16 protein-coding genes are annotated in these 16688 nt (G+C 70.8%); 6 read left to right on the top strand and 10 right to left on the bottom strand.

Annotation, left to right across the window (positions count from 1 at the left end):
- Positions 1-158: 158 nt before the first annotated feature.
- From ACFYXH_RS37745 to ACFYXH_RS37730, 4 genes are read left to right on the top strand one after another with little or no spacing between them, the layout of a single operon-like run.
- Positions 159-1142, top strand: coding sequence for a Bug family tripartite tricarboxylate transporter substrate binding protein (locus tag ACFYXH_RS37745; protein ID WP_389573087.1), 984 nt, complete (start codon positions 159-161; stop codon positions 1140-1142).
- Complete coding sequence (locus ACFYXH_RS37740; protein WP_389573085.1) at positions 1139-1684, top strand: tripartite tricarboxylate transporter TctB family protein; 546 nt, start codon at positions 1139-1141, stop codon at positions 1682-1684. Before ACFYXH_RS37745 ends, ACFYXH_RS37740 begins: the two co-directional genes overlap by 4 nt.
- A 3-nt stretch (positions 1685-1687) precedes the next feature.
- Positions 1688-3187: a tripartite tricarboxylate transporter permease gene (locus ACFYXH_RS37735; protein ID WP_389573082.1), complete on the top strand. Its 1500-nt coding sequence runs from the start codon at positions 1688-1690 to the stop codon at positions 3185-3187.
- A complete protein-coding gene (locus tag ACFYXH_RS37730; protein WP_389573080.1) occupies positions 3184-3645 on the top strand; it encodes a GNAT family N-acetyltransferase in 462 nt (153 codons plus the stop codon). Before ACFYXH_RS37735 ends, ACFYXH_RS37730 begins: the two co-directional genes overlap by 4 nt.
- 19 nt (positions 3646-3664) lie before the next feature.
- Here the strand turns inward: ACFYXH_RS37730 and ACFYXH_RS37725 are convergent, their stop codons facing one another.
- Together ACFYXH_RS37725 and ACFYXH_RS37720 are read right to left on the bottom strand one after the other, a co-directional pair.
- Positions 3665-4159, bottom strand: coding sequence for a DUF402 domain-containing protein (locus ACFYXH_RS37725; protein ID WP_389573078.1), 495 nt, complete (start codon positions 4157-4159; stop codon positions 3665-3667).
- A complete protein-coding gene (locus ACFYXH_RS37720) occupies positions 4140-5060 on the bottom strand; it encodes a GNAT family N-acetyltransferase (RefSeq protein ID WP_389573075.1) in 921 nt (306 codons plus the stop codon). The genes ACFYXH_RS37725 and ACFYXH_RS37720 overlap by 20 nt, the downstream gene beginning before the upstream one ends.
- Before the next feature lie 70 nt (positions 5061-5130).
- Between ACFYXH_RS37720 and ACFYXH_RS37715 the strand changes: the two genes are divergently transcribed.
- Positions 5131-5505 carry a GntR family transcriptional regulator gene (locus ACFYXH_RS37715; RefSeq protein ID WP_389573073.1) on the top strand — a complete coding sequence of 125 codons (375 nt, stop codon included), beginning with the start codon at positions 5131-5133 and terminating at the stop codon, positions 5503-5505.
- A 443-nt stretch (positions 5506-5948) separates the two neighbouring features.
- Here ACFYXH_RS37715 and ACFYXH_RS37710 read toward each other — a convergent pair whose 3' ends face one another.
- The 5 genes from ACFYXH_RS37710 to ACFYXH_RS37690 all read right to left on the bottom strand — a co-directional run bounded on the left by ACFYXH_RS37710 (position 5949) and on the right by ACFYXH_RS37690 (position 10673).
- A complete protein-coding gene (locus ACFYXH_RS37710) occupies positions 5949-7043 on the bottom strand; it encodes a DUF5925 domain-containing protein (RefSeq protein ID WP_362689689.1) in 1095 nt (364 codons plus the stop codon).
- Positions 7044-7136: 93 nt separating this feature from the next.
- Positions 7137-7934 carry a polysaccharide deacetylase family protein gene (locus ACFYXH_RS37705; protein WP_389573094.1) on the bottom strand — a complete coding sequence of 266 codons (798 nt, stop codon included), beginning with the start codon at positions 7932-7934 and terminating at the stop codon, positions 7137-7139.
- A gap of 20 nt (positions 7935-7954) precedes the next feature.
- Positions 7955-8962 (bottom strand): glycosyltransferase family 2 protein, encoded by a 1008-nt coding sequence (locus ACFYXH_RS37700; RefSeq protein WP_389573071.1) that lies wholly within the window; start codon positions 8960-8962, stop codon positions 7955-7957.
- On the bottom strand, positions 8959-9870 hold the full coding sequence (locus tag ACFYXH_RS37695; RefSeq protein ID WP_389573068.1) for a glycosyltransferase family 2 protein: 912 nt from the start codon (positions 9868-9870) through the stop codon (positions 8959-8961). The genes ACFYXH_RS37700 and ACFYXH_RS37695 overlap by 4 nt, the downstream gene beginning before the upstream one ends.
- 359 nt (positions 9871-10229) lie before the next feature.
- Complete coding sequence (locus ACFYXH_RS37690; protein ID WP_389573066.1) at positions 10230-10673, bottom strand: hypothetical protein; 444 nt, start codon at positions 10671-10673, stop codon at positions 10230-10232.
- A gap of 164 nt (positions 10674-10837) precedes the next feature.
- Between ACFYXH_RS37690 and ACFYXH_RS37685 the strand changes: the two genes are divergently transcribed.
- The gene (locus tag ACFYXH_RS37685) at positions 10838-11647 is read left to right on the top strand and encodes an SGNH/GDSL hydrolase family protein (protein WP_389573063.1); all 810 of its coding nucleotides are present in this window, start codon (positions 10838-10840) and stop codon (positions 11645-11647) included.
- Positions 11648-11656: 9 nt separating this feature from the next.
- On the opposite strand, the gene ACFYXH_RS37680 is transcribed toward ACFYXH_RS37685, so the two are convergent.
- The 3 genes from ACFYXH_RS37680 to ACFYXH_RS37670 are packed head-to-tail and all read right to left on the bottom strand — an operon-like array spanning position 11657 to position 16677.
- The gene (locus ACFYXH_RS37680; RefSeq protein WP_389573060.1) at positions 11657-13345 is read right to left on the bottom strand and encodes a serine/threonine-protein kinase; all 1689 of its coding nucleotides are present in this window, start codon (positions 13343-13345) and stop codon (positions 11657-11659) included.
- A 42-nt stretch (positions 13346-13387) separates the two neighbouring features.
- A complete protein-coding gene (locus ACFYXH_RS37675; protein WP_389573057.1) occupies positions 13388-14950 on the bottom strand; it encodes a nickel transporter in 1563 nt (520 codons plus the stop codon).
- A complete protein-coding gene (locus tag ACFYXH_RS37670; protein ID WP_389573054.1) occupies positions 14947-16677 on the bottom strand; it encodes a hypothetical protein in 1731 nt (576 codons plus the stop codon). Before ACFYXH_RS37670 ends, ACFYXH_RS37675 begins: the two co-directional genes overlap by 4 nt.
- Positions 16678-16688: the final 11 nt, after the last annotated feature.

The raw sequence follows: 16688 nt of genomic DNA, 5'->3' as shown, positions 1-16688 counted from the left end.
GCACCCCGCTATGACGTGGGCAAGACCGTCAAACGCCCCGAGACCCTCAAGGCCATCGGCAGACCCGGTAGGTCCTGGTAGATAAAGAACAAGCTTAACGCGCAGGCAACATGTGGGCCACGTCACACCTCTCCCCATCTCCCGGAAAGGCGGCACACGTGCGATTGCGCACTCCCCTCGCCCTGCTCGGGGCGGCGTTGCTGGTGCTCGTGGGGCCGCCGCTGCTCACCGCAGGCAGCGGCTCCGACACCGGTACGCAGATCCCCGGCCTGCGCTTCATGGTCCCCAACACGCCCGGCGGCGGCTACGACATCACCGCGCGTACGGCCGCCAAGAATGCCGAGGACGCCGAACTCACCCACAACATCGAGGTGTTCAACCTGCCGGGCGCCGGCGGCACCGTCGGTCTGACCCGGCTCGTCGGCGAGCACGGCAACGGCAAGCTCGCCATGTCCATGGGCCTCGGTGTCGTCGGCGCCGTACACACCAACAAGTCGCCGAAGACCCTCGCCGACACCACCCCGATCGCCCGGCTCACCGAGGAGCAGGACATCGTGGTGGTGAGCAAGGACTCGCCGTACAAGACCATTCAGGATCTCCTCGCGGCCTGGAAGAAGAACCCCGGAAAGCTGCCGGTCGGCGGCGGATCCTCGCCCGGCGGCCCGGACCATCTCGCGCCGATGCTGATGGCACAGGCCGCCGGGATAGCCCCGAAGACCGTCAACTACATCCCCTTCGACGGCGGCGGGGAGCTCCTCGCATCCATCCTGGGCAACAAGGTCGCCTTCGGTGTCTCGGGCGTCGGCGAGTACCTCGACCAGATCAAGGCGGGCGAGCTGCGGCTGCTCGCCGTCACCGGACCCGAGCGCGTCCCCGGCCTTGAAGCCCCCACCCTGCGCGAGGCCGGACTCGACACCGACTTCACCAACTGGCGCGGCATCGTCGCCCCGCCCGGCCTCTCCGGCGCCGAACGCGACAAGCTCGTCGGCCTCGTCGAGAAGCTGCACGACTCCCCGCAGTGGAAGGAGTCGATGAAGAAGAACGGCTGGGACGACGCCTATCTCGCCGGTGACAAGTTCGGTGACTTCCTGGATGAACAGGACAAGAGCGTGGACTCGGTGCTGAAGGAGCTCGGGCTGTGACGACAGATACCGGAACAGAGAACGAAGCCCCGGCCGTGCACCGCTCCTGGCGGGACTGGCTGCGCGAATACTCCGAACTCGGCGTCAGCGCCCTGCTGTTCGTCATCGGCGCGCTCGTCCTCACCGACGCGCTGACGATGGATGTCGACATGGCGCAGCGCGGGCCCGTCGGTCCCAAGACCGTCCCCGTCGTCGTCGGCATCGGCCTGCTGGTCGTCGCCGCACTGCTCGCCGTCGACGTACTGCGCGGCGGCCGCGGCGAGGCCGAGGGCGGCGAGGACATCGACCTGAGTGAACCGAGCGACTGGCGTACGGTGCTGCTCCTCGCGGGCGTCTTCCTCGCCTTCGCCGTACTCGTCGGCCCGGTCGGCTTCCCCATCGCCGGAGCCCTGCTCTTCTGGGGCGCCGCCTTCGCCCTCGGCAGCCGCCACGTCGACCGCGATCCGCTGATCGCCGCGGCCCTCTCCCTGGTCACCTACCTCGTCTTCAACAACCTGCTCGGTGTTCCGCTGCCGGGTGGCCCGCTGATGGGAGTGCTTTAGCCGATGGACTCTCTCAACTCCCTCATCGACGGTTTCGGCACGGCGCTGACCCCCGTCAATCTGCTCTGGGCGGCGATAGGCGTGCTGCTCGGCACGGCAATCGGCGTACTGCCCGGAATCGGCCCGGCGATGGCGGTGGCGCTGCTGCTGCCGGTGACGTACGGACTCGAACCGACCGGCGCGTTCATCATGTTCGCCGGCATCTACTACGGCGCGATGTTCGGCGGTTCCACGACGTCGATCCTGCTCAACACGCCCGGTGAGAGCGCCGCCGTGGTCGCCGCCCTCGAAGGCAATCCCATGGCGAAGGCCGGACGCGGCGCACAGGCCCTCGCGGCCGCTGCCGTCGGACACTTCGCCGGCGGCATGATCGGCACCATCCTTCTGGTTGTACTCGCCCCGACCGTCGCCGAACTGGCCGTGGACATCGGCGCACCCGACTACTTCGCGATCATGGTGCTGGCCTTTATCGCGGTGACGTCGGTACTGGGCTCGTCCCGTATTCGCGGGCTCGCGTCGCTGCTCATCGGTCTGACCCTGGGCCTCGTCGGCCTGGACCAGATGACCGGCCAGCAGCGGCTCACCTTCGGCTCGCTCCAGCTCGCCGACGGCATCGACGTCGTGATTGTCGCGGTCGGTCTCTTCGCGATCGGCGAGGCACTGTGGGTCGCGGCCCATCTGCGGCGCAGCAGCGGAGAAGCCATCCCGGTCGGCCGGCCCTGGCTCGCCAAGTCCGATGTCAGGCGCACCTGGAAGTCCTGGCTGCGCGGTCCGGTCATCGGCTTCCCGTTCGGCGCGATCCCGGCCGGCGGCGCGGAGATCCCCACCTTCCTCTCGTACGTCACCGAGAAGCGGCTCTCCAGGCACAAGGAGGAGTTCGGCAAGGGCGCCATCGAGGGTGTGGCAGGACCGGAGTCGGCGGCCTCGGCCTCGGCGGCGGGCACCCTGGTGTCGATGCTGACGCTGGGCCTGCCCACGACCGCCGTCGCGGCCGTGATGCTGGCCGCCTTCCAGCAGTACGGAATCCAGCCGGGACCGCTGCTCTTCGAGCGCGAGCCAGACCTGGTGTGGGGTCTGATCGCCTCTCTCTTCGTCGGCATGGTGCTGCTGCTTGCGCTGAACCTGCCGCTGGCGCCGGTCTGGGCGAAGCTGCTGCGCATCCCGCGCCCGTACCTCTACGCGGGAATCATGTTCTTCGCGGCGGTCGGCGCGTACGCGGTCGGTGGCGAGGCGCTCGACCTGGTCATCCTGCTGATCATCGGTCTGATCGGCTTCGGTATGCGGCGGTACGGACTTCCCGTGCTGCCGGCGGTGATCGGTGTCATTCTCGGCCCGGCCGCGGAGCAGCAGCTGCGCCGTGCGCTGCAGATCAGCGACGGCAGCGTCAGCGGACTTGTCAACACGCCGTTCTCGGTGACGGTGTACGCCGTGATCCTGCTCCTGGTGGCGTGGCCCTGGCTGAAGAAGTTGATCGTACGGAGCCGCCGTAACGTGTCGGCATGACCGATGACATCCGTCCCGCCGCCCTGGACGACGTACCGCTGGTGAAGGCCGTGACCGATGCGGCCTACCACCACTACATCGAACGGATCGGCGTCGTGCCCGCCCCGATGGAGGCGGACCACGCGGCCGAGGTGGCGGCGGGGCGGGTGTTCGTGGTCGGCGATCCGGTTCGAGGAGTCATCGTCCTGGTCCCGGAGGCCGGCCATCTGCTCCTGGAGTCGATCGCCGTCCATCCGGGCGCCCATGGCACGGGACTCGGCCGCAGGCTGCTGATCTTTGCCGAGGAGTACGCGGTTGAGCTGGGCCTGAGCGAGATCCGGCTGTATACGAACGCGCTGATGTGGGAGAACCAGCAGCTCTATCCGCGGTACGGGTACGAGGTGGTGGAGCGGCGCGTGGACGGACCGTACGACCGGATTCACTATCGCAAGTCGCCGGTCCGGCCATCGGACCACTGAGTGAGCCCGCGAGTGCGGCCTACGAGCCGGTGTGACCGAGCAGTCCGGTCAACTCGCCGTCACGGGCGAGGAGTTCGAGCTCGTCAAGTGCCCGGACGGCGCGGTCCGCCGCCTCGGGGTCACGGGTGGCGAGGCCGCTTTCCTCGAACTCGTCCTCGTCCAGGCGCAGTACGGACGCCAAGTCCGCCGACACCCACAGATCGAGGTCCAGGTCCTCGACGACCAGCTCGCCGCCGTCGAGGACGGCAGGGCGGGTGATGTCGCAGTACCAGCCCTTCAGCGTGCCGTCCCCGGCGCGGACCTCCTTCACCGCGTACCAGCGGTCCCGCCAGTAGTACTCGGTGAAGACATCGCCCGGCTCGAACCGTACGAAGCCGAAGTCGCGCGTCCCCGCACCCGCCCACGGCGCGCGGACCGTGACGCGGTCGCCGTTGTCCTCGACCAGCTCGGCGGGATAGCGGATCTTGGTCCGGCCGGCCTTGACCAGCCGCACCTCAACCGAGGGTGCGGACATGACGTACCTCCGTCGCGCAGATCTCGTAGCCGAACCATTTGTTGATCGCCAACATGGGGCCATTGCCCGCGTCATTGCTGGTGAACGCCTCCGTGTAGCCAGCGGCGCGGGCGCGGCGCAGCGAGTCCGTCTTGGCGAGCTTCGCGAATCCCCGCCCGCGGTGGGCGCGCAGCGTGCCCGTCATGCCGGACATATAGCGGGTGCTGCCGTCCGAGTGGGCCGCTGTGAAGGCAGCGACGTCGCCGTCCACGAGCACGACCGTGCTCAGATCGCGGTCGAGCAGCGGGTTGTTCCAGGTGTGGGTGATCCAGTCGTCGTAGTCGTCGAAGTCCGCGCCGATGTCGCTGGGCTCGTCCGACGTGGCCTCGGCATCGGCCCTGAACATCGGCCGCGGATCGGCCTCGAAGTCCGCGGCGGTACCCAGCTCGACGCCCGCGGGCAGCTCGGGCAGCGGCGGCAGCGTGCCGTTCGTCAGGTCAAGACGCTGGAAGTGGGCCGGACGGGTCGGCCGGTAGCCGTGCTTCTCCGCGAAGGCGCGGGACTCCGGCTCGTCCATCACCCAGGCGTAGACGGTCCTCGCGCCCTCGGCCGTCAGATGCTCCTCGGCGGCGCGCAGAATCAGCGCCCCCGCGCCTTGGCCGCGGTGCTCCGGGTGGACATGCGGAGTGACGAACGACTGACCCGGCTCACCGGAGTCGTACGCGATGCCGACATGGGCCGTGCCGATGATCTCCCCGTCCTTCTCGGCGATCAACAGCCGGTACTTCTTGGCCGGGTTGGCGGACTGCACACCGAAGGCGACGGCCTCGGGTGTCGTCACCATGTAAGGGAGCGCGGCACGCCTGACGCGGGACACCGATGCGGCGTCATCGAGGCTGAAATCGCGGACGATCAAGGTCATGGGAAGGGACGGTACGTGCCCGCCGGGTGGCGTCGCCTCTCATTTTCCGGCGGTGAGAGAGAATCGGCGGGTGACTTTGAAGATCGCCATTGATGCCGATGCGGATGTCGCTCCGTACGAACAGCTGCGTACCCAGGTATCCGAGCAGGCGCGGTCGGGCGCACTGCCGGTGGGCTACAAACTGCCGACTGTGCGCGGGCTTGCCGAGGACCTCGGGCTCGCCCCCAACACCGTTGCCAAGGCGTACCGCGCGCTGGAGACCGACGGAGTGATCGAGACCCGAGGCCGCAACGGCACGTTCATCGCGGCTGCGGGCGACGCGGCCGAGCGCCGGACGGCCGCGGCCGCGGCGGCGTACGCCGAGCAGGCGCATCGGCTGGGCCTGACCCGCGCCGCCGCGCAGTCGGCGGTGGAGGACGCGCTGCGCGCGGCGTACGGGCAGTAGGAGGAGTCCGCCGCCGCTTGCGGGCCCCGGGCTTACGCGTCCGGGCCCACGCCGAGCGGTGGCGCGGCTGTGGGCTCGCGCCGACGGGGCTCTCGCCATACGAAGCGCGGCGGCGTACCCGCGCCGTCCGTGCTCGCGCTGTACGACGGCGGGGCGCCAGGTGAACGCTGCGCGACGGCGGGTGCTGTGTTCGCGGCGTCCGTGCTCGCGGTCCGTGCTCGCGGTGTTCGTACTCCCGTTGTCCGTGCTCGCGCTGTACGACGGCGGGGCGCCAGGTGAACGCTGCGCGACGGCGGGCGCCGTGCTCGCGCCGTCCGTGCTCGCGCCGTCCGTGCTCGCGCCGTCCGTGCTCGTGCTGTACGCCGACGGCGGCACCGTACTCGCGCCGTCCCGCTCACGCCGTACGACAGCGGTGCGTCGCGCTCACGACGCACCGCCCCTGCTCACAGATACAAGCCCGCGTCCGCGCCGTCGTTCTGGGCCGGGACCGAGGCCGGGCTGCTGCCGCGCCGCAGTGCGTACAGCTCGGCCAGCGTCGCGCCCTCGCGGCCCACGCCCTCCTCCGTGCCCAGCCAGTTCACCGACTCCTTGCGGGTCAGCGAGCCCACCTCGATCCGGGCCAGACAGCGCCCCGGGCGGACCACCGCCGGGTGGAGGCGTTCCAGGTCCTCGTTGGTCGTCACGCCCACCAGGACGTTACGGCCCTGGCCCAGCAGGCCGTCCGTGAGATTCAGCAGCCGGGACAGCGCCTGGCCCGCGGTGTGCTTGGCCTCGCCGCGGATCAGCTCGTCGCAGTCCTCGAGCAGCAGCAGCCGCCAGCGGCCCTTCGACGTGCCCTCGTCCTCGCCGATCGCGATGTCCATCAGATAGCCGACGTCGTTGAAGAGCCGCTCCGGGTCCAGTACGCAGTCGACCTGGCACCAGTCACGCCAGGAGCGGGCCAGGGTCCGCAGCGCCGAGGTCTTGCCGGTGCCCGGCGGGCCGTGGAGCAGGAGCAGCCGGCCGGAGATGTCGTCCGGCGTGACCTTCATCAGCTGGTCCATCGCATCGGCCACCGGCGCCGTGTAGTTGGGCCGGACCTCCTCCCAGGTGCCCGCGGCGATCTGGCGCGTGGTGCGGTGCGGACCGCGCCGCGGCGAGACGTACCAGAACCCCATGGTGACGTTCTCCGGCTGCGGTTCCGGCTCGTCGTGGGCGCCGTCCGTCGCCTGGCCCAGGACCTTCTCGGCCAGCTCGGAGCTGACCGCCGTGACGGTGACGTCGGCGCCGCGGTTCCAGCGGGATACCAGCAGCGTCCAGCCGTCCCCCTCGGCGAGAGTGGCGCTGCGGTCGTCGTCGCGCGCGGAGCGCAGTACGGAGGCGGCCGGCGGCAGCAGTGTGGCGCCGGGCTTGACGCGGTCGATGGTGGAGCTGTGGGAGTACGGCTGCTCGCCCGTCGCGAAGCGGCCGAGGAACAGCGCGTCGACGACATCCGAAGGCGAATCGCTGTCGTCGACGTTGAGCCGGATCGGCAGAGCGTCCTGAGGCTTGGCAGACATGCGCCCATGATCCGGCACGGGGCCGCTGAGCGCACGGTGTTTTGACCGGTGGCGCGCCCGGGGCTGGCCGGCGGCCGGCGGCCGGTTCCGGCATCAGCCACCGGCCCGGCGGAGCTGCCCACCGGCCCGGCGGAGCAGCCCGCCTGTCCTGCGGGCCCCGCGCACCAGCGCGTAACCCTTGGTCATCGCACGGTCCTTGGCGAAGTTCCGGGCGATGGATCTGCCGACGACGAGCCGCTCGAACTCCTCGATGTCCGTGCCGCGCCGCACGGTCACCCGCTCCAGGGCGTACGGCCCCTGCCGGCGCACGGCGAGAGCGTTGCCCACGGCGAGCGACTGCGCGAAACCGGCCGCGCGGACCGTACGCCGTACCCGGCGGCTGGAGTAGCCGTACGGATAGGCGAAGGAGACCGGCCCGGTGCCCAGTTCGTCGGCGATGATGTCCCGGCAGCGGACCGTCTCGTACCAGAGGCGGCCGTCGTCGAGCTGGTCGAGCTGCGGATGGGTGTGGGTGTGGCCGCCGATCTCCGTGCCGGCGGCGGCCAGTTCGCGCACCTGGTCCCAGTCGAGCATGGTGTCGAGCGCACCGCCCTCGTCGTAGGCGCCGCGCAGCCACCCGGTCGAGATGAACAGCGTCGACACGAAGCCGTGTTTGGCGAGGGCGGGGAGGGCGTGCCGGTGCACACCCTCGTATCCGTCGTCGAAGGTGATCAGCACGGGGCGGCGCGGCAACGGGCCGCCGCCCGACCGCCAGGCAGCGCCCAGCTGAGCGGTGGTGACCGGTGTGAACCCGCGCTCGCCGAGCAGCTCCATCTGCTCGGCGAAGGAGTCGGGCGAGACGGAGAGACCGTACGCGGCCTTCGCCGGCCGGTGTCCGACCGCGTGGTACATCAGAATGGGCACCGGCTGGTTCACTCGGGTTCACCTCGCGATGCAGCAAGGGGACCGGACGAGAACGTGGCGCCGCCCCGGCGGGCCCGCACGCTCCCCACCACATAGCCGCCCGCCGCCGCCGCGACCCCGGTGACGATCGCGCCCGCCCGGCCCGCACCGCCCCGCCGCCCCAGCACCATGTCGCGCAGCCCGCGCACGACTCCGGCCGGCAGGACCCGCGTGGTGTAGCGGCGCTCGGACTCGAGTCCCTTGGCCGCGCCCACACTCCGGGCCACGAGCGCCTTGGAGAGGCCCTCGGCGTAGGCACGGGTGCGGAAGTAGCCGAACCGCTCCCGGACGGCAGGCACCTTGTGGTGGATCACCGCGCGGTCGTCGATCAGGAGCACCGCGTCCGGCAGCGCCTTGGCGAGCCGGATGCACAGCTCGGTCTCCTCGCAGCCCAGCGGCCGTTTGTCGCCGTCCCGTCCGATCCCTGTGGCGAAGCCGCCCGAGGCGTCGAAGGCGCTGCGCCGGAAGGAGGCGTTGCCGCCCAGGACGTTACGGACGCGCACCTTGCCGGGCGGCAGCCCCCGGTAGGTACAGCCGACGACCCAGTCGAACTCCTCGGGGAACCAGACCGGTCGGCGGCCCGATGCCCAGGCGGCCATCGTCCGCCCGCCGACGGCCATCACCTGCCGGTCGTCGTACCCCTCGGCGAAGTACCGCAGCCAGTCACGCTCGGCCACGGCATCGTCGTCGAGGAAGGCGACAAACTCGCCGCGGGCGGCGGCGATCCCCGTGTTGCGGCCGGCGGAGAGGCCGCGGGGGCCCGCGTTGGCGAGCACCCGCACCTCCTCACCGTCTGCCGCGCTTTCCTTGTACTCCTTGCCGAGCCGTTCGAGCAGCGCCGCGTTGTGGTCGACCACGAGCAGCGTCTCGAGAGCCGGCAGTGACTGGGCCCGTACCGAGTCGACGGCCGCCAGGATGTCCTCCCAGCGGTCCTCGGTGTAGACGCAGATCACCACGGAGAAGGCGCGGTCGCTCAAGACGCCTCTCCCCGCGGAATCCTGAGGCTGAGCGTCGCCGACGCACGTCGGCGGGCTGCTCTTCCTACGCCTTTCTCCTTGAGTATCACCCTGAGGACCCGCAGTCCGTCCCGTACGGCGCTGAGGTTGCTGACGCCGTGGATGCGGAGGTACTCGTGGCTGGGGACCTCCTGGACCCGCAGCCCGGCCTTGACGACCCGGATGTTCATCAGGGTCTCGATCTCGAAGCCGGTGCAGTCCAGCGTGATGCTGTCCAGGCAGTGCTTCCAGAAGGCGTTGTAGCCGTAGCAGAGATCGGTGTAGCGGGCCCCGAACTTGGCGTTGACGACCGCGCACAGCACCCAGTTGCCGAGCTTGCGGATCGGAGTCATGTCGTCGGTGCCACCGCCGTTGGCGAAACGCGAGCCCTTGGCGAAATCGGCGCCGGAGACCAGTGCGGAGACATACGAGACGATCTCCTGGCCGTCCGCCGAACCGTCGGCGTCGACCATCACGATGATGTCGCCGGTGCAGGCGGCAAATCCGCTGATGAGGGCATCCCCTTTGCCCTTGCCGACCTGCTTCACGACCTTGACGTCCGGCCACAGTTCGCGGGCGACCTGGACGGTGTTGTCGCTGGAATTCCCGTCGACCAGAACGACTTCATGAATCCAGTCGGGAAGGGTCTTGAAGACGTACGGAAGATTCTCCGCCTCATTCATGGCGGGGATCACGACGCTCACGGGCGGAGTGATCGCGAGATGCGAGGAGATCGGGCGGTAGTTGGCGGATATTCGGCCGACTCCGCGCACCGGCCCTTCCGGATCAATGGCTGTTTCGGCGCTGTCCTCATGGTGCGACGGTGCGTGGTGCGACGGTTCGGTGAACGGATCTTGCCCCGGAGCGGCCGGGCGCAGGACTGAGCTCATGAGTCTGTTTCCCTCTCCACCGGTGGACCGCCCGCCCCCGGGCAGTCCGGATGAGTTTCCGGTTTGAAAGGGGGGTACTTCTCACCCCGGCCATGACGGCATAACGCTCCCTACCTGGTTGGGTGAGCTGGCAAAACAGGCCGCGCGGTGTACGGCTCGGAATGAGCGCGAAAACCGAGCACGGCACCCCCCTACCGCGCCCCGCTCCGGATCCATCGCGACGCTTGAGCCCTCCCCTAGAGCCGCTTTGCATGATGAACCGTTGCGGGTGGATGTACGACGGTATTGATGATTAGGACTGTATGGCAAGACCTGGGACATGACCCCGCTTTTTTACTTTTTTGGTACCACTTCGGTGGTCAGATGTGGAACCGTCCCGATCGGATCTTCTTGATCCCTTTCGTCAATCGATCCGCCGGGTTGATGAGTTCCGGCTGCCGCATTCGCCGGCCCAGTGCCCAGAGGAAGAGCAGAGCGGTGATCGCGGCCACCGCGATGATCCCTCCGCCGACCGTCAGGGTGTGCGGGGACGACCTGGTCTGAGCCACCAGCAGATCGATGACGAGCGCCCCGGCCGCTGCAGTGGTGGCGCGGGCCGCCGGGGCCGGCCGTGGCAGCGCCGCGGCGATGCCGCAGGCCGGTCCGGCGAACAGGAAGAAGAGGATGAACGGCGCGCGCAGCGGCGACTGGACGTCGGCGAGCGCCAGCGCGACGCCCACCCCCGAGATGGCGACCGCGATGCCCGCGAGCACCGGCAGCAGGTCTGTCCGGACAGCTGTCGGCTTGTCTCTGAAGTTCTGCATGACCGACTTGCCCCCCAAGGCGTCGGATGCCAGGTCTCAATGCTGCGCAGTCGCCGACGCTCCGTCAAGAAGTTCTCACGGAAAAGTCTTGGCATGGACACTTCCGGTGAAGTATGGGGCCTGCTACGAAAGTTGTGGCAGAGATCCTGCTAAAGGGAGGTTCCATGAAACTGTCCCGAATCGCGGCATTCTCATCCTCACTCCTCCTCGGCGCCGTCCTCGCTCTCACCGGAGCCGGCCAGGCGCAAGCGTCGGACACCGCCCTGGCGCTCGACTATGTGGCCCTCGGCGACTCCTACTCATCGGGTCTCGGGGCCGGCAGCTACGACAGCGCAAGCGGCAACTGCAAGCGCAGCAGCCGTGCCTATCCCAAGCTCTGGGCGGCCGCGCATTCACCCTCGTCGTTCGGGTTCACCGCTTGCTCGGGCGCTCGTACGGGTGATGTCACGGCCGGTCAGCTCGGCCCCCTCAACTCCGCGACCGACCTCGTCTCGATCACCATCGGCGGCAATGACGCCGGCTTCGCCGACGTCATGACCACCTGCGTCCTGCAGTCCGAGTCCAGCTGCATCAACCGGATCAACCAGGCGAAGAGCTACGTCGACTCGACCCTGCCCGGCAAGCTCGACTCGGTCTACTCGGCGATCAGATCCAAGGCCCCGGCGGCCCAGGTCGTCGTCCTCGGCTACCCCCGCTTCTACAAGCTCGGCGGCAGCTGCATCGCCGGACTGAGCGAGAACGAACGGTCCGCGATCAACGGGGCCGCGAACTACCTCAACGCCGCCATCGCGAAGCGCGCCGCCGACCACGGCTACGACTTCGCGGATGTCGCACCCGCCTTCAACGGACACGAGATCTGCTCCGGGTCGGCCTGGCTGCACAGCCTCAACTGGCTCAACATCAGCGAGTCCTACCACCCCACCTCGTCCGGACAGTCCGGCGGCTACCTGCCCGTCTTCACCTCCCACGCCTGACCGTCACGGTCAGCCCGACCCTGTCGTTCCGTATGTGTTGGCCGTGTAGGAGCCCCCGTCCGTCGGGGTCTCCTGCGCACACGTGACCGAGAAGTCGATCCAGTTGGAGCGCACCTCGACCGGACTCCGGATTTCCACCCGGATCTGGTCGTGGTGTGTCCCGTTCGGCTCGTAGGTCAGCTCGATGTGGTTGACCTGCTGCTGCCTGCCGCCGCCCGCCCCGAAGTCCAGCGTCTTCCAGCCGGAGTCGGAGCTCTCCCCGCTCCTGGTCGCCCAGCGGTACTCGACAGCCGCCGGAGTGCGGCCGACCGTGATCGTCGCCCTGAAGGCCGGAGCCTCCGCCTCGGGCGGCGGACAACTGCCCGAGTAACTTCCGTGCACGGTCCGGGCGTAGACCTTCACGCTCTGCGGCGGCGTGTGCGCGCCGCCGTTGCCGCCAGTGACCCCGTTGGACCCATTGCCTGCGTTGGCCGACCCGCCGTCCGTACCGCCGTCCGTACCGGCGCCCGTGCCGCCGTTCGTGGTGCCGCCGTCCGGTCCGCTGCTGCTCGGGGGCGTGCTGCCTGGACTGGCGGTGCCGGCACTCCCGCCCGCGGGTGCCGTGCTGCTGCTGTTGTCCGATCCACCCGGGTCCTTGCCCTTGTTGACCAGAGCCCAGGCGAGGCCGCCGACCGCGAGAAGCAGTACCGCCACACCGGCGACCAGCGCCGTGGCCGCCTGCCGCGAGCGGTCCTGCGGCACTCCCGTCGTCGCCGTTGTCGCGGGCGTCGGCGGCGGACCGAACGACGAAGGCCCCGGGGCCGGTGCGGCCGGCGAGGCCGCCACCGTAGGGCTGTACGGACCGGGGGAGGGAGGTGCGGTACGCGCGCCGCCACCCGCGCCCACCACCCGCAGCTGATGCTCGGCCTCCGCCGCCGACAGCCGGTCCGCCGGATCCTTGCGCAGCAGCCCCGCGATGACCGGCTCCAGCGCACCGGCCCTGCGAGGCGGCGGCAGCTCCTCGTCGACGACGGCGCGCAGCGTGCTGAGCGGAGTGTTCTGCCGGAACGGGGAGTTGCCCTCGACCGCGGCGTACAGCAGCACCCCGAGCGACCACAGATCCGACTCGGGCCCCGGAGTGCGCCCCAGCGCGCGCTCGGGCGCGAGGAATTCGGGAGAGCCGATCAGCTCGCCCGTCATCGTGAGATTGGAGGTCCCCTCGACCATGGCGATCCCGAAGTCCGAGAGCACCACCCGGCCGTCATTGGCGATGAGTACGTTCCCCGGCTTCACATCGCGGTGCAGCACACCCGCCTCGTGCGCGGCGCGCAGGGCCGCGAGAATCTCGGCGCCGATGTGGGCCGCGCGCTGAGGGGCGATCGGCCCCTCCGTGTCGAGCACATCGGAGAGCGCGAGCCCGCGCACCAGCTCCATCACGATCCAGGGCCGGCCGTCCTCGGTCGCCACGTCGTAGACGGTCACCACATTGCGGTGCGAGATCCGGCCCGCCGCCCATGCCTCCCGCTCCAGGCGTGCGTAGAGCCGCTGCTCGTCGGCACCGCCGAGTCCGGCGGGGGCGCGGACCTCCTTGACGGCGACCTCGCGTATCAGCACTTCGTCGCGGGCCCGCCACACGACGCCCATCCCGCCCTCGCCCAGCGGGCTCAGCAGTCGGTAGCGCCCCGCGACCAGCCGCTCATCGCCCGGCACTTCGCTCACAGCGAGCCCCCATCCGTAGCAGAGCAACTACCCCAAGTTAGCTCACGCAAGGGCTGTTGCCGCCCCCTTGAGCGCCAATCCGCATCCGAGGGCGAGTACCACGCACGCCGTGCCGAGCGGCAGTACGCGCTGCACGGCGGAGAACGTCCTTCCCTTGCGGAGGCTCCTTTCGCGGAGAAGGCGGGAGGCGCGGTCGCCGAGCCGGACGGCTGCGAAGCCGGCGGCGGTGAGGGTGAGGGCGAGGCCGGCGCCGTACGCGAGCACGAGCAGCAGACCGAACCAGGCGCGGCCCAGGGCGGCGGCGCCGACGAGCACGACGACGGCGGAGGGACTGGGGACGAGTCCGCCGGCGAAGCCGAGCAGGAGGGTGGAGCGGAGACTCAGCGTGCGGTGGTCGTGGGTGTGGCCATGCCCGTGTCCGTGTCCGTGCGTGTGCCCATGGCCGTGTCCGTGCTCGGCTGAGTGCGCATGCCCGTCGCCGTGCTCGTGCGCGTGGTCGTGCCCGTGACTGTGCCCGTGACCATGTCCGTGGCTGTGTCCGTGCGCATGACCGCGGTTCCGCCAGGCTCTGCGCACCAGTACCGCTCCCGCCACGGCCACCAGCACGCCGCTCGCGACGCCCAGCCACGCCACCACCGACGGCGCAGCCGCCGAGCCCGCGGCGATCAGCGCGCCGAGCGCGAACACTCCGAGCGTGTGCGTGACCGTCACCGACGCACCCAGCGACAGGACGTCGCGCAGCGAGTTCCGTCCGCCGGCCGCCGCGGCGGCCGCCATCACGGTCTTGCCGTGGCCCGGCGCGAGCGCGTGCAGTGCACCGAGCAGCAACGCGGTCGCCAGGGCCAGCGCGGCGAATCCCGCGGTCAGTTCGCGCCGGGACACCAGCCCGGTCAGCGCCTGCGTCCAGCGATCCGCGCCGCGCGGCAGTACGGAGGCCGGGACCACCGCCTCCCCGGGTCGGTCCGCCGCCGCCGGGGCGCCGCCCGGAGTGACCGAGAGCTCGGCCGCCCTCTGGTCCGGCGCCGAGGAGAGCTGGCCGTTCGGGTACACCGTCAGCCGCCGTGACGTCGTTGCCTTCGGTACGTCGGAGGAGGCGAGCGTCATCCGGTCCCCGCGGGCCGTGATCTCCCGCCAGCCCGGACCCTTGTCGCCGCCCGGCGCTCGGAAGGCGATCGTCTGCCGCCCTTCCGGCAGTGCGGCCGTCAGTCTGCACTCGACGCGGAGCGTCGGCAGCCCGGCCTGTCCGGGGCGTACTTCGGCGCGGCTCGCGCCGGATGTGAGCGCAGTCGCCTGTCGCTCGACGGTGACCTGGCTGTCCTGCGCCGCTTCCCGGCAGCGGCCCTGGGCCCACGCCGACAGTTCATCGGTGGACATCTTCCGGTCGCCGTCCCGGTCGATCTTGGAACGCGCCTGGGCGGCGGGTATCTCCGCGAGGTCCTCGACATGATCGACGCTCAGCAGCTTCGGGGCGACGAGGAGCCCGTCGTACCGGTTGACCGTGAAGTTGCCCAGAGGGTGCGCGGCGGCAGTCCCGGCGGGCAGCAGCGCGAGCGCCGCCCCGGCGACGAGCACCGCCGCGCCGGTGACGGTGGTACGCCTCCTCATGACGCCTCCAGTGCCTTCAGTGCGGCACGAGCCGCACGCGAACCGGTCGGTGAGAAGCCCGGGTTGATCTTCAGGGCGGCTGTGAGGGAGGTCCGGGCCGCCGCGGTCTTGCCCGCGGCGCGTTCGATCATGCCGCGGTGGTACAGGAACACCGCGTTGCGGCAGCCGGGCGGTGCGGACTTCCCGACATACGAAAGGGCCTCGGTGGAGCGGCCGTTCACTTGCAGTGCCCAGGCCAGGGCGTCCGCGGTGTGCACGGTCTGTCGCTGCTTCCACTCGGCGCGTGCGGCGCGCAGCGCCTCGGGCCGGTCGCCGTGGTCCGCGAGAGCCAGGGCGGTGTCCAGATCGGTGTCCACGCCGTTGGCGCGGGCCAACTCCGTCCAGGTGCGGATCAGTTCGTACTGAGCACGGGCCTCGGTCGTACGTCCGCGGGCCTCGTACACCTCACCGAGCGCCACCAGCTGACCCGGCAGGGGCAGCCGCTCCACCACGTCTTCGAGCCCGCGCTCGGCGCTCTTTGTGTCGCCCTGCGCGGCCTGGATGCGGGCCCGGCCCTCCTGGGCGGGCAGATACGCGGGATCGGCGGCCAGTGCGGTGGCGAACCGGCGCAGCGCCGGAGCGTATGCGCCCTGGGTCCACTCCAGTTGGCCGAGAGCGGTGGCCACATACGCGGTGTCGCCGGGGGAGACGGCCGAGTCCAGTGCGCGGCCGAGCACCCGGCGCGCGCCGGCGATGTCGCCGCGCAGCTCCAGCACGTACGCATAGCGCGTGAAGACGGGGATGCCGGGGCGGCGGCCGTCGGCCTCTTCGGCTGCCGCCAACGCCTTTGGGTAGTTGCCCAGTTCGACGAGAGCGTCGATCCGGGAGGCGAGAGCCCGCTCGCTGAACGGATTGACCTTCAGCGCCGCTTCCGCGTCCCGCAGCGCGCCGTGGAAGTCGTGCCGCGCCGCCGCGAGCGCGGCGCGCCCGGCAAGCGCCGCGTCGTTGTCCTGCGGCTGGAGAGCCAGGGAGCGGTCCAGCGCCTTGCCGGCCTGCGGATACCGGGTCGGGTCGCCGCCGGTCCTGGCCTGCTCCACATACGCGGTGCCGAGGGTCGCCCACCCCCGGGCGTCCTTGGGCTGGGCCCGCAGATGCGCCTGGAGGCCGGTGACCCCGTGCGCGAGGTCACCGGTGGCGATCCGGTCGAACGGCGCGTCTGCCGCGGGCGCGGCGGTGGGGGCGGTCGGGGGCGCCTCGTCCGCCCGCCCGAAGGCGAGAGCGCCCGCGGTGAGCACGAGCGCGAGCGCCCCGGCGGGCAGGAGAACCCCCCGGACCCGCCCGGCCCCGGCCGCCCTGGGGCTGGCCCCCGGCCCGGCGGAGGCGCCGGTTTCGCGGCTCCCGCCGGAGCCGTCGGCGAGCGCCGCCTCGGCATGCCCGCTCGACGTCTTTGGGCCGGGCCCGGCCGGGCCGCTCGCTTCGCGGTTTCCGCCGGAGCGGTGCGCGAGCCTCGCTCCGGCGCGGGCGAGTATCGACGGCCGACTCCCCGGCGCCGACGCCGGGTCGTCGTCATGTCCGCCCGGCACCACGGGGTCGAGCCCGGCCGGTGTCGCCGCGTCGAGCCCGCCCGGCGTGCCCGCCTCGCCGTGCCGGGTGGCCCGGCCGGCGAGCCGGGGACCTACGCGCCCCGACGGAGCAGGATTGCCGGGGAGCGGCGGTGCCGCTCCTGCTCGCGCCCTTCGCAGGGACATCTGTCTGCCCT

This window comes from Streptomyces sp. NPDC002730 (assembly GCF_042888805.1).
Taxonomy (GTDB): Bacteria; Actinomycetota; Actinomycetes; order Streptomycetales; family Streptomycetaceae; genus Streptomyces.
Note: the sequence above shows the minus strand (reverse complement) of the source record. Positions and strands in the feature narration are given on the sequence as shown.

Coding starts and splice junctions, on each gene's coding strand:
- ACFYXH_RS37735 (WP_389573082.1), top strand. CDS start 1,688: ATGGACTCTCTCAACTCCCTCATCGACGGTTTCGGCACGGCGCTGACC.
- ACFYXH_RS37730 (WP_389573080.1), top strand. CDS start 3,184: ATGACCGATGACATCCGTCCCGCCGCCCTGGACGACGTACCGCTGGTG.
- ACFYXH_RS37725 (WP_389573078.1), bottom strand. CDS start 4,159: ATGTCCGCACCCTCGGTTGAGGTGCGGCTGGTCAAGGCCGGCCGGACC.
- ACFYXH_RS37720 (WP_389573075.1), bottom strand. CDS start 5,060: ATGACCTTGATCGTCCGCGATTTCAGCCTCGATGACGCCGCATCGGTG.
- ACFYXH_RS37710 (WP_362689689.1), bottom strand. CDS start 7,043: ATGTCTGCCAAGCCTCAGGACGCTCTGCCGATCCGGCTCAACGTCGAC.
- ACFYXH_RS37705 (WP_389573094.1), bottom strand. CDS start 7,934: ATGTACCACGCGGTCGGACACCGGCCGGCGAAGGCCGCGTACGGTCTC.
- ACFYXH_RS37695 (WP_389573068.1), bottom strand. CDS start 9,870: ATGAGCTCAGTCCTGCGCCCGGCCGCTCCGGGGCAAGATCCGTTCACC.
- ACFYXH_RS37690 (WP_389573066.1), bottom strand. CDS start 10,673: ATGCAGAACTTCAGAGACAAGCCGACAGCTGTCCGGACAGACCTGCTG.
- ACFYXH_RS37685 (WP_389573063.1), top strand. CDS start 10,838: ATGAAACTGTCCCGAATCGCGGCATTCTCATCCTCACTCCTCCTCGGC.
- ACFYXH_RS37675 (WP_389573057.1), bottom strand. CDS start 14,950: ATGAGGAGGCGTACCACCGTCACCGGCGCGGCGGTGCTCGTCGCCGGG.
- ACFYXH_RS37670 (WP_389573054.1), bottom strand. CDS start 16,677: ATGTCCCTGCGAAGGGCGCGAGCAGGAGCGGCACCGCCGCTCCCCGGC.